Source organism: Clostridium sp. DL-VIII, assembly GCF_000230835.1.
Lineage (GTDB): Bacteria > Bacillota > Clostridia > Clostridiales > Clostridiaceae > Clostridium.
The window spans coordinates 5126150-5139753 of the sequence record NZ_CM001240.1; the positions used below are offsets into that span (position 1 = coordinate 5126150).

The window sequence follows — 13604 nt, forward strand, 5'->3', positions numbered from 1 at the left end:
TTTACTAGTGGAAGTCTAAACTCCTAACATTAATCTGTTTTAATTTTTTAATTCTTTTATTACTTTTGATGAAAATGCTGGAACGTTTAATTTTATTTTTCCGCCATCAATTATGTTTTCATTTCCATCTAACAGATCAGATCCCTTTGTAATCTGTAGTTCAAACTCCAGATAACATTCTTTATCACTTAAATTTAAAATCACATATATTTCATCATTTTTGCTGAATCTCCTAAATACAAATTGCTCGTTCTTAACTAGAATCTGTTCATATTCACCATATTTTATAGCTTCACTCTCACTTCTAATTATTCCAAGCTTCTTGATTAATTTAAATAACTTTTCATTTTTCTCGTCTATTTTTTCGATATCTAATTCTGGTCTTAGTGGTAAATCAGTTCCTTTTTCTTTAACTCCTTTAATGCCATATTCACTTCCATAATATATACTTGGTACTCCCGGCATTGTATACAAAAGCGTATAAGCATTATATATATATTCAGGAACTTTTAAAATACTAGCGAGCCTGCTTACATCATGATTATCAGCAAAGTTATATAAACATAGATTTTTATATAATCCATTTCTTCCAAATAATCTATTTAATGAATATGCAATTTCAAAATAATTTTTATCATTATGACTTGAGTAATTTCCTTTATAGCATTCATAATTTGTTACTGAATCTAAGCTTTCTGAATTTGCCCATCTATTATAATCTCCATGAATGACTTCTCCCATAAGCCAAAAATCATTTTTTTTACTTTCAGTGAATTTTTTTAAAGTCTTAAAAAACTCAAAATCAATGCTATCCGCTGCATCCAGCCTTAAACCATCTATATCAAATTCATCTATCCATGTCCCTACAGCTTGTAATAAATGATCTATAACTTCTTGATTTTTTAAATTAAGCTTTACTAGTTCATAACATCCGTTCCAAGACTTATAACTGAACTCATCCCCAAAAGGACTTTTACTATCAAAATTCAAATCTGCAAACCAACCGCAATATCTAGAATTCCTTTTATTAATTTGAACATCCTTAAATGTCCAAAATTCCCTTCCTACATGATTAAATACTCCATCTAATATTATTTTTATATCATTTTCATGAAGCTTCACACACACTTCTTTAAAGTCTTTATTTGTTCCAAGTCTTTTATCTATTTTATAATAATCTTTAGTATCATAACCATGATAACTGGATTCAAAAATTGGTGTAAAATAAACAGCATTAACACTCATTTCTTTTAAATGTGGTATCCACTTTTCAATTTTAGAAATTCTATTTTCATTTTTATAAATTTTCTTAGGCTCTAATACACCACAAACTCCTAATGTGTAAAATTCATAAAATATACTTTCTGAAATCCACGAATTCATAAACTTATCTCCTTTTATCCTCATATATTATACCACTCTTGTTACATTTTTTCCCATATAACACCAAAATATATATTTCTATCAATCTAATTCTGCTACTATTTATCTCTATTATTAATTTATGCATCAATAACTATATTGATTATATTGAAAAATAAAGTAATATTTTTTTTATTTATGTGCATACTAACTTTGAAATTGAATTTTTACGGAGGTATGCAAATGAATAAGAAAAATATAAAATATATAGTAACTTCTTTAGTTATGATTAATTGTTTAGCTCTTGCTTCTAAATCAGCATCAGCATATACATATTTCAGTTACTCTAATTTTGAAAATCAAATATCTTATGCTCATAAAGATGGCAAATCTAAAGGATTTGATATCTTTAATGAAAAAAACCATAAGTATCTTTCTGCTGAACAAAAAAAGGAGCTCCAAGAAATTAAGAAATGTAAAGATAAAGGCGAAACCCTTTCAGAAGATCAAAAGAAAACTTTGCATTCACTTATTGACTGTATTATTAAAGGAAGACTTGGAGATAAGAAATATGCTGATTTTAAATGTTTGATGGACAAAAAACGTTCAAACACAAATTTAACTGAAGAAGAAACTAAAAGATTAGATGAATATAATGATATAATTGATGGAACTAAGCCTACTGGTACTGATATACTTGAACAATTTCTAAGATAACATTTCTATATATAATTAATATTTTTATATTTAAGAACAAAATCTGCAATTTAGATTTTGTTCTTAAATATTTCTATCATAAAAAGATAAAATTTTGGCTCAACACTAAAAACTGTGCTTGACATAAAATAATTATAAAATTAAATGAAAAATGCATTCAAATTCCTGTATTCTATAAGTGACTAATCCAATAGAATTGAAGGAGTTTAAATGCAATTACAGGATATCACTAATATATTAAATTTACAAGGAATAAATGTTATCAATTTTATCTATGGTTTTGAAGATAGAATTTGTATTGAAATCCAACCTACAGAATATACTCAACCTTGTCCGTGCTGTAAGAGTTTTAAAATAATAAGACGAGGCTCATCTGGAATTAGAAGAGTAAGGCATCTTCCTATATTTCAAAACGAGGTAATATTAAAGGTTCCTAAAATAAGAATGTCCTGTAAGGATTGTAATGCCTCTTTTTCATGGCAATATTCATTCCTGACTGGAAAGAGTCGTTATACTAATGAATTTCAAGAGTTTATTGCAACTAAAGTACCAGGAGCAACGGTTATTCACTGTGCTAGAACATTGAAAATACCATATTCTACAGTTGAAAGAATATATAAAAATTATATTGACTATGTTGTTCCACAATTGCAAGCAAAAGTTATATTAGAAAGTTCTAACACTAACAAGCTTATACTTGGAATGGATGATTTTGCTATAAGGAAAGGACATAGTTATAATACTGGAATTCATGACCTTCGTAACGGAACATTACTTGAAATAATTCCAGGAAGAAAACTTGAAGAGCTTAGAAGTCATAAGACTGTAAATCCAGAACTTTTTGAGCTCCGACCTTTTGCTATAGTAATGGATTTGGCTCCATATTATCACACATTTGCAAAAGAAGTATACCCAGATGCTATACGTATTGCGGATAGGTTTCATGTTAATAGCTATGCTATGGAAGCTCTTAGAGGCGTAAGAAAACGCATAAGTTGTGATTTAACTCCTGCGGCACGGACAGTATTGAAAAGAAATAAATCAGTACTTGAAAAACGGAATGAATATCTTACATCAAAAGAGGTTGAGATGCTCCAGCAGTTGTTGTCATTATCACCTGACCTAAAAGCAGTATATGAGTGGAAAGAGGAACTTATTGAGTGGTATGACTGTTGTTCAAGTGTTATACAGGCAACAAATGTATTTGATAAATGGTGTAAAAAAGGACATTCACTAAATATACCTGAGGTAGAACGTGCTTTGGTTACTTTTGAAAACTGGAGACAAGAAATAATTAACTATCATCATTGTAGATATACCAATGCCGCTGTTGAAGGTAGAAACGGTAAAATTAAAGCAATTCAACGCAGACACTATTTTACAAGGAATAAAGACTACTACAAAGGAAGAATTTTATTAGAATGTAATAACCATTTCTTGACAGCTTAAGCTGTCAAGAACATATTTTGATGTTGAGCCAAAATTTTATTAAAAAAAGGGAATGAAATCCCATCTTTTTCAAAATAAGCTTCATGCTTAGAGTCTTTTACATAAACTAGTTCACAATTTTCAGCATAAGTTGAAAACTTATTTTGTGCCCTTGGAATAACATGAGTATCATGTTCTGCTTGAAATAATAACACTGGTATTTTTACTTTTAAAACATTCTCCTTCTTAATTAGTTTTCTAGTTGCCTTTAAACTTTCAAGATACCATATTGCAGAAGATCCTCCACTATGATAACAATTATTATTTCTAATTTTCTCCTGCAGATAGTCATACCTTTCCTTACAGCTGGTAGATCTGCTAGAAAACATTTTTTTATCCCTGTACGGCAATTGCCCTGGAAGATAATTAATTCCTTTCCCCAAAAGCTTCATTCCTCCTGCAACAACATTGGCTAATACTTTAGGCACTTTTCCTGTATTTATTTCATACATCGGAGAACTAAGTACCGCTGCTTTAAAATATTTAGTATAAGACTCTAAAAAAACAGTTCCTATTGCTCCTCCCATTGAATGAGCAAATAAAAATAAACTCTTATTTTCATTTTGAGGAAAAACAATCTCATCTATAAATTTCTTAAAATCATCCACATAATAATTGAACCGTTCAACATTAATTTGGTACTCATCCATTCCAAGCCTTTGAGAACGTCCATGCCCTCTATGTTCAAGAATAAAAACCGAATATCCTTCTCTCATAAGATAATAGATAACTTCATTATACTTTTCTGTAAACTCGCCAAATCCATGACATATAACGACACCTGCTTTTGAGTTTTCCACTATATATTTTTCATAATAAAGTTTTATATTATTTACTCCTGAAATATATCCTTTTTTTAAATTTTCCTTTAAATATGGTTCTACCTTGCTTGACATTTCTTCTTTATAATGACTTTGTGAAATATATTTGTTAACATCTCTAAATTCAAAATCTAAATCCGAATATATCCTTGACGACTTTATTTCTTTACTCATGCTTCTACAATCCTTTCTTATAATTTTATATATACCTTATATTTTATGAGTACTATTCTAATTATAATATAAATTATTCGTTTTAAATTCATGATAATTATAAGTTAAGATATAGAATAATTAATATAAATATACAACATGTAAGCTAGACTTATCACTTTTCAGCCATAATTTATTGAGAGCTGTTTATTAATTTATATCATCTGAAAATTACAAGTTTTAACTTATATTTATATGTTAATAATTATATAAATATATTCATATTATAAAAATGGGTAGCCTTCTATTAAACAATGCTGCGTTTAAAATACAATTGTATAAATCCTCTTATATTTTATAGCAGGCAAACATCAGGACTACCCATTTCATTATTCCTTTAATATTTAAACCTCAATCAATTATTTAATTCTAGCTTAATACTAGTTCCTTTATGTATATATCTTTATTTTTACTTAAATCTATAAACTCACCATCTTTTAATAATAACGGCTTAGATAAGTCATTTACATTTATCTGCAGTATTTTAGCTTTTTCCCCTGTACTTAGTAATACATCTTCACCCATGTAATAATTAGCTATATGTTCTAAAAATACTTTTGAATATTCATAATCTAATTTGTTTAAGCTCTTTTCTTTAATTATCTCTAAAATCTCAAACGGGCCTCTTTTATTTCTATATTTTTCATCCGAGTTCATTACATCAAGTTCATCTGCAATTGCAATGATCTTTGCAAAGCAATGTATCTTTTCTCCAGTTATTCCAAGTGGATAGCCAGATCCATCTTCTCGTTCGTGATGCATAAGCACTCCATAACTTACAGATTTATCTAAAAATGGAATACCATCAACATGTTTATATCCTATTTTAGTATGCTGTTTTACATCATTATATCTTCCTTGTATTAAAATATCAGGTTTTTCTGGAATCTTTAAATCTAATTTAGTCATACCAAAATCATGCAATAATGCTGAATAGATTAGTAAGTTTATTTTTGATTGTTCCAGTCCAATCCATTTTCCTAAAAGAGCACTTAGGGCTGCAACATTTACCCCATGTCTATATATTGGATCATCTCCACTCCCCCTAAAGACGACATTGCTTATAACAATTTCAGCAGACTTTAACTCCCTTTGGATTTTTTCTGAAAATATTCTAAGATCATTAACTCTATTTTCCTTAACTCTACTCAATTTTAAAAACATATCTTTTAGCTCTGAACTTATTTCTTTAAACGTTTCTTCTACCTTTTTCATTTCTGCTTCTTTAGTATTTTGTGCTATTACTTCTTCGGGCACATTGACTTCAATCTTTTCAAGAAAATATGCCTTATTTAATCGAGCAATTAGCTCCTCATTTACAACTGATCCTTCTTTTATTAGAAGATTTCCATTCTTTATAACATCTTTTGTAATGACCATTCCTGATTTCAATTCTTGTACGTTTACCAATTCCTTTTTATTCTTCATAAAACTTTCCCCCTATTGCTGCAATTATACCTTTAAAATAATATTTCTTTAATATATAAATCTTTTTCCTTAGCTAAGTCTATAAATTTATCATTTTTTAATATAAGAGGTTTTTCTAAATCATTTACATTCATCAGTATTATCTTGCATTTTTCGTTCGTATTTAATAATACTTCCTCTCCTATATAATAACCCACTATATGTTCTAGAAATACTTTTACATATTCATAGTCTAATTTCCCAAGGCCTTCATCTTTAACTATCTGCAAGGCTTCAAATGGTAGCTTTTTTTTCTTATATGTTCTATCTGAATTTATTGCGTCAAATACATCTGCTATAGCAATAATTCTTGCAAATTGATGTATCTCTTTTCCTTTTAACCCCAATGGATATCCAGAACCATCTACTCTTTCATGATGCATTAGAACACCATAACTTACCGCCTTGTCCAAAAATGAAATATTCTTTATAAATTTATACCCTACCTGTGCATGAGTTTTTATTACCTTTAATTCTTTTGGGGTTAAAGCTGCTTCTTTATCTAACACTTCTCTATCTATTTTAGTCTTTCCAAAATCATGTAGAATTGCAGAATAAACTAACAAATTTAACTGCGCTTTATCAAGTTCCAGCCATTTTCCTAAAAGAGCACTTAATGCTGCAACATTCACTCCATGCCTATAAATGGAGTCTGTCCCACTTCCATAAAGCACTATGTTTTTTATAACTAAGCTGCTTGGTTTTAATTCACTCTGAATTTTTTGAGAAAACTCTCTAATTTCATTCATAGCTGCTCCATTTTCATTCATTAATTGTCTAAACGTTTTAGGCAGCTTTAAAGCTATCTCTTTAAATTCCTCTTCTACTTTATTAGGTTCTTTCTTTTTAATAATATTCTTTTGTACTTTTCTATCATATATTATTGCGTTTCCAATAAATAACAAACCTTGTATCCTTTTTATCATCTGCTTATTTATTGGAATATCTTTTTTTAGTAATACCCTTCCATTTTGTTCTACATCTTTTGCTAATATCATGCCTTCTTCTAACTGATTAAAGCTTACTACCCTTGTATTATTTTCATCCATTCACTCTCACACCCATCATACCCTATTTTTTACTTCTAAATGTAATATTAGTTTATTATCGTATATTTCGATAATAATTTTAACTGTTTTGAAATAAAATATTATTATTCAAAACAAATTCCACCATAATTCACCTGATTTATTAGACCATAATATAATTAACAATAATCTAATTCTACATTATTATTGAAAACAAATTTTGCAATTAAAGTTTTTTAGAAAATATGCTCAATTAAATTATATTATTCTATATTTTTTATTTTTTGTAAAAAATTCTTTGAATTTTAATTAATGTTAGTAATAACAAAAATAGCACATTTACTTACACTTATTTAACTATTTACTCATATAGAAATTACCATCATAGGAACATTACTTTATTAGCAATGTGTTAGAGTATATCCTTGATATATAAAAAAGGATGAAATAAAAATAAATTTCATCCTTTTTTATATAATTTTACTCTATAGGTGATGCTTTCTTATTCCCTGTTTTAGCTTTCCCTTGAATTTCTCCAGGAACATTCCTTACATCATTTTTTTTATAATTCATTTTATGATTACTTTCTGTTCCATGTGGTTCACTTGGATCTGGTCTTCTCATTCCTGCTTTTGCCATAAATATTTTCATCCTTTCTAAAATCTACTGATATTAACTTCAATTTTAGTATTGTAAAAATATTTATATAGTATACATTCTTTTGACTTAAGAATTAAATAATAATTTATATCTTAAGAAGTTTTATTGTTCTTCTATCCACTTATTCCAAATATCCGAATTATATCCAACGGTTGCTTCCTTACCATTTCTAACCACAGGTGTTTTAATAACCTTTTGATTTTTTAATAATAATTCAGTTTTTACTTCAGCACTTCGTATATTATTAAAATTTAGTTTTGTATACTCTTTTGATTTAGTATCTATTAAATCATTAATACTTACAGAATTAAGTACACTATTAAACTCACCTTTGCTCATAGCTTTCTCATTTAAATCGATAAATTGAAATTTTATATTTCTTTCTTTAAAGAAACGCTCTGCTTTTTTGGTATCAAAACATTTCTTGGTCCCAAATATTTGTATGTTCATATTACTTTATACCTCATATTTCTAAATTTTAATCATTATCAAAAACAATTATAAATAATAAACACATACCTTGTATAGTAAATATAATATTTTTATTTATATTATTATACCCAAATAAAAATACCAACTCATATTACCTTTATTTGTATATTATAGTCAAAATATCAATTGTACTAAAATATTTATCTTTATAATGAATTTTTTCCTATTTCAATCGTTGAAAAAGTTTATATTATGTCATATAATGTAATAGTGATAAGATATTTAGCATATTGAAATTATCCCTAAATTTCAGTATAATCAAACCCTTATATACCCACTAAATAAAAATAAGAGATTAGTTAGTAGCTAGTTTCTTATTTTTTGTTTACAATGAATGCGTTATTTCTTACTTTTTAACATAAAAATAGAAGATCCGTCTTATAGTTTAGGATGATCGTTAATTTCCAAAATTAGCAAACACATAAATCAAGTACGAATCTTCTTTAGTTTATTATCTATTTAATTACTATTTATCTGATTTTACTATTGTCTCAAGCGCAACTTCCATCATGTTTGTAAATGTTAATTGTCTTTCTTCTGCACTTGTAATTTCTCCAGTTACAAAATGATCACTTACTGTAAGTAGGGCTAACGCGTTAACTCCAAATTTAGCTGCAATTGTATACAATGCTGCTGCTTCCATTTCTACTCCTAAGCATCCAAACTTAGCCCATTTCTTCCAGTCTTCAGTATCATCACCATAAAATACATCTGAACTATATATACTTCCAACCTTCGGATCAAAACCTTTTTCAACTGCAACATCATAGGCAGGTTTTAATAAATCGAAACTTGCTGTTGGAGCAAATGTTCTTCCTTGGAATCTTACTAAATTTAAATTTGAATCTGTTGAAGCTGACATAGCTATTATAAGATCTCTAACTTTAACTTTTTCACTATATCCACCACAAGTTCCAACTCTTATAAGATTCTTAACTCCATAACTTTGAATCAATTCATTAACATATATTGAAATTGATGGTATTCCCATTCCTGTTCCCTGAACAGAAACTCTTTTTCCTTTATATGTTCCTGTAAAACCATACATTCCTCTAACTTCATTATAACATACTGCATTTTCCAAAAATGTTTCTGCAATAAATTTTGCTCTTAAAGGATCTCCTGGTAATAATACGCTTTCTGCGATAGCACCTTCTGGTGCGTTAATATGAATACTCATTGTATACCTCCAAATTTATTCAGTTTAAAGTTTTCCTAATGCATCTTTTTTAAAAGCTCCTGGTAAAATATCATCCATGTCTTTTACCATATACTCTTTTTCATTTTTAGCTATTATTATTTTTACATCTTCATCGCCAAATTCTACAATTACTTGACGACAAATACCACAAGGATATGTGTATTCTTCCAAACTTCCAACTACTGCTATAGCCTTTATTTTTGTTTCTCCCTCTGATATTCCTTTAAATATACCGGTTCTTTCAGCACAATTTGTAGCACCAAAAGATGCATTTTCTATATTGCATCCTCCATAAATCTTTCCACTTTCAAAAAGCACTGCTGCTCCCACTTTAAATTTAGAATAAGGTGAATACGCTCTGTTTCTATACTCTAAAGCTGTCTTTATAAGTCTTTCATAATCCATAAAATCCCACCCCTTAAATCAGTTTACATTTTACATCTAACAGTATCTGCAATTTACAAACTCTTTCTTATATATTAATATGCTTTTACCTTCTAGTAAGTATATATTTTTTAAACTCTATCTTAGTTTGTTCTTTAACTGTAAGGTATTAACCTTAAACTGTCAACTGCTCTAAAAAGCTTGCTCCATTGTTTATTCTTTCAACTTTTAATACTTCTGCTACTGTTTGCCCCATATCTGCAAAAGAATTTCTAGTACCTAAATTAACATTTTCTTTTAATTGTTTTCCATATGCTAAAAATGGGACATGCTCTCTGCTGTGATCAGTTCCTGGCATAGTAGGATCGCAGCCATGATCTGCTGTTATAAATAAGATATCGCTTTCTTTCATCGTATCTATAATTTCTTTAAGTCTTACGTCAAATTCTTCTAAACCTTTTGCATAAGATTTAAAGTCATTGCGATGTCCCCATTTCATGTCAAAATCAACAAGATTAGTAAATATTAAACCCTTGTTATCCTTTTTCATATAATCTAAGGTTTTATCTACTCCATCCATATTATCTTTAGTATGAATTGCTTCTGTTATACCCTGACCACAGAATATATCTTCTATCTTACCAACACCAATAACATCTAATCCAGCATTTTTTATTTTATTCAAAACAGTATCATATGGTGGTAATAATGAAAAATCTCTTCTATTTGGTGTTCTAGTAAAGTTTCCTGGCTTTCCAATAAATGGCCTAGCTATTACTCTTGCAACAGCATGTTCTCCAGTTAACATTTCTCTTGCAATTCCACAAATTTTGTATAATTCCTCTAATGGCACTACATCTTCATGAGCAGCTATTTGGAATACACTGTCTGCTGATGTATAAACAATAAGACTGCCACTTTTCATTTGCTCTTCACCAAGTTCATCTAGTATTACTGTACCAGAAGATGGCTTATTTCCTATAACTTTTCTTCCTGTTAATTTCTCGAATTTTTCTATTACATCTTTTGGGAAACCATTGGGGTAAGTTGGAAATGCCTTTTCTGATATAACGCCTCCCATTTCCCAATGACCTGTTGTTGTATCTTTACCATTAGATGCTTCTCTAAATCTAGCATAACATCCTATTGGTGCTTTTGAAGCTTCTACACCTTTAATATTTTCTATGTTTCCAAGTCCTAATTCCACCATATTAGGTAAATTCAATCCACCAACTGCCTTAGAAATATTTCCTATTGTATTAGCACCAACATCTCCAAATTTTTCAGCATCTGGCATTTCTCCCATTCCTACGCTGTCTAAAACTATCCATATTACTCTATCTATCATTTACAAAACACCCCTTTCTTCAGTTTACAGTTATCAGTGCACAGTTTGCAGTTAAGGATAAAGCCAAAATCGTTTCTTAAAATATATTTTTTAAATTCCAAAGGAAAATGGAAAATCAAAATTTTATATTTTGTTCTTCGAACTTTCAACTGCTAATTGTTACTTGTTAACTATCTAACGACTCCATAAATTAATGGAACCGCTTCCCTATTTTCGCTTGTTATATGATAACTTCCAATTATATCTTTCTTTGCCTTTTCTATTTTGCTTTCATCATTTGCATGTATATACGCTAAAGTTTCACCAACTGAAACCTTATTGCCTCTCTTTTTATTTAAAACTATGCCAACTGCTAAATCCACATTATCTTCTTTTGTTGCTCTTCCTGCTCCAAGTTCCATTGCTATAAGTCCTATGTGCTGTGAATCTATCTTTGAAACATATCCTTCTTTTTCACTCTTAACTTCCACAATATATTTAGCTTTTGGTAAAAGTTCTGTATTTTCAACCTGCTTTGGATTTCCACCTTGCGATGCAACAAATTCTTTTAATTTGTTAAGTGCAGATTTATCTTCTATTACCTTAACAAGCATCTTTCTAGCTTCTTCTACAGTTTCAGCTTTTTTCGCAAGCACTACCATATTACTTCCGAGTGTCAAGCATAATTCTAATAAATCCTCAGGACCAACACCATTTAATGTATCTATTGCTTCCTTAACCTCTAGTGCATTTCCAACTGCAAATCCTAAAGGCTGATCCATATCAGAAATTACTGCAACTGTATTCCTATTAACATTCTTTCCTATGTTAACCATGGCCTCTGCAAGTTCCTTTGCATTTTCATAAGATTTCATAAATGCTCCATCACCAATTTTAACATCTAATACAATAGCATCTGCTCCTGCAGCAATTTTTTTACTCATTATACTCGATGATATAAGTGATATATTTTCAACTGTTCCTGTAACATCTCTTAAAGCATACAGCTTTTTATCTGCTGGTGCCAAATCAGCTGTTTGCCCCATTATAGCTATTTTATTATTATTTACATTCTTAATAAATTGTTCTTCACTGATTTCAACTGAAAACCCTTCAAATGATTCTAATTTATCTATTGTACCACCAGTATGACCAAGACCTCTTCCTGACATTTTTGCAACAGGAATACCAAGTGCTGCAACCATTGGTGTAAGTACTAATGTTGTAGTATCACCAACTCCTCCAGTACTGTGTTTATCAACTTTTATTCCCTCGATGTTAGATAAGTCAAGGATATCTCCTGAATTTACCATAGCCATAGTAAGATCGCTTGTTTCTCTCATATTCATTTTTTGAAAACAAATTGCCATAAGAAGTGCTGACACCTGATAATCTGGAATACTTCCATTGGTATAATTTTTTATGAAAAAGTTTATCTCTTCTGTTGTAAGTTCCAAGCCCGCTCTTTTTTTGCTTATTATATCAATCATTTTCATAGAAACACCTTCTTTCAATTGACAATTGACAATGTACAATTGATAATTAATTATGAAATTACTTTGTAATTTCATAATCTTTTATTTTTAGAAAAGCCCATGGCTTTTCATCTTTAACTGTTCATTGCCAATTGTGCATTTTTAAAATTTATTTACTTTCTTTAACTATAGCGATACTAGCGCTTGCACCTATTCTGCTTGCACCTGCATTTATCATATCCATAGCTGTCTTAAAATCTCTTATTCCCCCAGATGCTTTTACCCCCATATCAGGTCCTACAGTCTTTCTCATAAGAGCAATATCTTCTTTTGTTGCTCCACCACTTGAAAATCCTGTTGATGTCTTTACAAAATCAGCTTTAGCTTCTTTTGAAATTTCACAAGCCTTAACTTTTTCTTCATCAGTTAATAAACATGTTTCAATAATAACTTTAACTATTGCTCTTCCTGCAGCCGCATTCACTACTGCTTCTATATCTTCTTTTAAACAGTCATAATTTTTAGCCTTCAATGCACCTACATTTATAACCATATCTATTTCGTTTGCACCATTTTTGATAGCCTCTGTAGTTTCAAATGCTTTTGCTTCCTTAGTCATAGCTCCTAATGGGAAACCAACAACTACACATGTTTTAACACTGCTTCCTGCAAGTTCAGTGCTGACTAACTTTGTGTAACATGTATTTACACAAACAGATGCAAAATTATATTCCTTTGCTTCTAAGCAAAGTCTCTTTACATCCTCAGCAGTAGCTTCCGGCTTTAATATTGTATGATCTATATATCTAGCTATATCCATATTCATTTACTCCTCAACTTTATTTTTTACTTACACATATTAATAATATTACAAATTTCCAATGAAATTCTTAAATTAATCTGCCTAAATTCACTTTATATAATATATATTTGAAAAAAAGCTGAAAGCTTTTCTTCAAATAAACTGTT

At 29.3% G+C, this 13604-nt stretch carries 13 protein-coding genes; 2 read left to right on the forward strand and 11 right to left on the reverse strand.

The genetic code is table 11. The features are described 5' to 3' along the window. Positions 1–39 precede the first annotated feature (39 nt). Positions 40–1383: an alpha-amylase family glycosyl hydrolase gene (locus CDLVIII_RS23585; RefSeq protein ID WP_009171989.1), complete on the reverse strand. Its 1344-nt coding sequence runs from the start codon at positions 1381–1383 to the stop codon at positions 40–42. 222 nt (positions 1384–1605) lie between these two features. Between CDLVIII_RS23585 and CDLVIII_RS23590 the strand changes: the two genes are divergently transcribed. Next, the gene (locus CDLVIII_RS23590; protein WP_009171990.1) at positions 1606–2079 is read left to right on the forward strand and encodes a hypothetical protein; all 474 of its coding nucleotides are present in this window, start codon (positions 1606–1608) and stop codon (positions 2077–2079) included. A 210-nt stretch (positions 2080–2289) separates the two neighbouring features. After that, positions 2290–3528, forward strand: a complete 1239-nt coding sequence (locus CDLVIII_RS23595; RefSeq protein WP_009167586.1) for an ISL3 family transposase — start codon at positions 2290–2292, stop codon at positions 3526–3528. Here the strand turns inward: CDLVIII_RS23595 and CDLVIII_RS23600 are convergent. From CDLVIII_RS23600 to deoC, 10 genes are all read right to left on the reverse strand, one after another. Further along, positions 3525–4562 carry an alpha/beta hydrolase gene (locus CDLVIII_RS23600; RefSeq protein ID WP_009171991.1) on the reverse strand — a complete coding sequence of 346 codons (1038 nt, stop codon included), beginning with the start codon at positions 4560–4562 and terminating at the stop codon, positions 3525–3527. The genes CDLVIII_RS23595 and CDLVIII_RS23600 overlap by 4 nt on opposite strands. A gap of 408 nt (positions 4563–4970) precedes the next feature. Beyond that, positions 4971–6029, reverse strand: coding sequence for an HD domain-containing phosphohydrolase (locus CDLVIII_RS23605; protein WP_009171992.1), 1059 nt, complete (start codon positions 6027–6029; stop codon positions 4971–4973). A 32-nt stretch (positions 6030–6061) separates the two neighbouring features. Then, complete coding sequence (locus tag CDLVIII_RS23610) at positions 6062–7117, reverse strand: HD-GYP domain-containing protein (protein ID WP_009171993.1); 1056 nt, start codon at positions 7115–7117, stop codon at positions 6062–6064. Between the two features lie 459 nt (positions 7118–7576). Continuing rightward, a complete protein-coding gene (locus CDLVIII_RS31610) occupies positions 7577–7735 on the reverse strand; it encodes a hypothetical protein (RefSeq protein WP_009171994.1) in 159 nt (52 codons plus the stop codon). A 123-nt stretch (positions 7736–7858) separates the two neighbouring features. Further along, complete coding sequence (locus tag CDLVIII_RS23615; protein WP_009171995.1) at positions 7859–8206, reverse strand: arsenate reductase family protein; 348 nt, start codon at positions 8204–8206, stop codon at positions 7859–7861. Between the two features lie 508 nt (positions 8207–8714). After that, positions 8715–9428: a purine-nucleoside phosphorylase gene (deoD, locus tag CDLVIII_RS23620; protein WP_009171996.1), complete on the reverse strand. Its 714-nt coding sequence runs from the start codon at positions 9426–9428 to the stop codon at positions 8715–8717. A 24-nt stretch (positions 9429–9452) separates the two neighbouring features. Next, entirely contained in the window at positions 9453–9854 is a 402-nt protein-coding gene (locus CDLVIII_RS23625) for a cytidine deaminase (protein ID WP_009171997.1), read from the reverse strand. Between the two features lie 154 nt (positions 9855–10008). Continuing rightward, positions 10009–11181, reverse strand: coding sequence for a phosphopentomutase (locus CDLVIII_RS23630; protein ID WP_009171998.1), 1173 nt, complete (start codon positions 11179–11181; stop codon positions 10009–10011). Positions 11182–11351: 170 nt separating this feature from the next. Then, positions 11352–12656: a pyrimidine-nucleoside phosphorylase gene (locus CDLVIII_RS23635; protein WP_009171999.1), complete on the reverse strand. Its 1305-nt coding sequence runs from the start codon at positions 12654–12656 to the stop codon at positions 11352–11354. Positions 12657–12804: 148 nt separating this feature from the next. Continuing rightward, a complete protein-coding gene (deoC, locus tag CDLVIII_RS23640) occupies positions 12805–13455 on the reverse strand; it encodes a deoxyribose-phosphate aldolase (RefSeq protein ID WP_009172000.1) in 651 nt (216 codons plus the stop codon). Positions 13456–13604 lie beyond the last annotated feature (149 nt).

Excerpts from the sequence above, each read along its gene's own strand:
- CDLVIII_RS23585 (WP_009171989.1), bottom strand. The coding sequence starts at position 1,383 with ATGAATTCGTGGATTTCAGAAAGTATATTTTATGAATTTTACACATTA.
- CDLVIII_RS23590 (WP_009171990.1), top strand. The coding sequence starts at position 1,606 with ATGAATAAGAAAAATATAAAATATATAGTAACTTCTTTAGTTATGATT.
- CDLVIII_RS23595 (WP_009167586.1), top strand. The coding sequence starts at position 2,290 with ATGCAATTACAGGATATCACTAATATATTAAATTTACAAGGAATAAAT.
- CDLVIII_RS23600 (WP_009171991.1), bottom strand. The coding sequence starts at position 4,562 with ATGAGTAAAGAAATAAAGTCGTCAAGGATATATTCGGATTTAGATTTT.
- CDLVIII_RS23605 (WP_009171992.1), bottom strand. The coding sequence starts at position 6,029 with ATGAAGAATAAAAAGGAATTGGTAAACGTACAAGAATTGAAATCAGGA.
- CDLVIII_RS23610 (WP_009171993.1), bottom strand. The coding sequence starts at position 7,117 with ATGGATGAAAATAATACAAGGGTAGTAAGCTTTAATCAGTTAGAAGAA.
- CDLVIII_RS31610 (WP_009171994.1), bottom strand. The coding sequence starts at position 7,735 with ATGGCAAAAGCAGGAATGAGAAGACCAGATCCAAGTGAACCACATGGA.
- CDLVIII_RS23615 (WP_009171995.1), bottom strand. The coding sequence starts at position 8,206 with ATGAACATACAAATATTTGGGACCAAGAAATGTTTTGATACCAAAAAA.
- deoD (WP_009171996.1), bottom strand. The coding sequence starts at position 9,428 with ATGAGTATTCATATTAACGCACCAGAAGGTGCTATCGCAGAAAGCGTA.
- CDLVIII_RS23625 (WP_009171997.1), bottom strand. The coding sequence starts at position 9,854 with ATGGATTATGAAAGACTTATAAAGACAGCTTTAGAGTATAGAAACAGA.
- CDLVIII_RS23630 (WP_009171998.1), bottom strand. The coding sequence starts at position 11,181 with ATGATAGATAGAGTAATATGGATAGTTTTAGACAGCGTAGGAATGGGA.
- CDLVIII_RS23635 (WP_009171999.1), bottom strand. The coding sequence starts at position 12,656 with ATGAAAATGATTGATATAATAAGCAAAAAAAGAGCGGGCTTGGAACTT.
- deoC (WP_009172000.1), bottom strand. The coding sequence starts at position 13,455 with ATGGATATAGCTAGATATATAGATCATACAATATTAAAGCCGGAAGCT.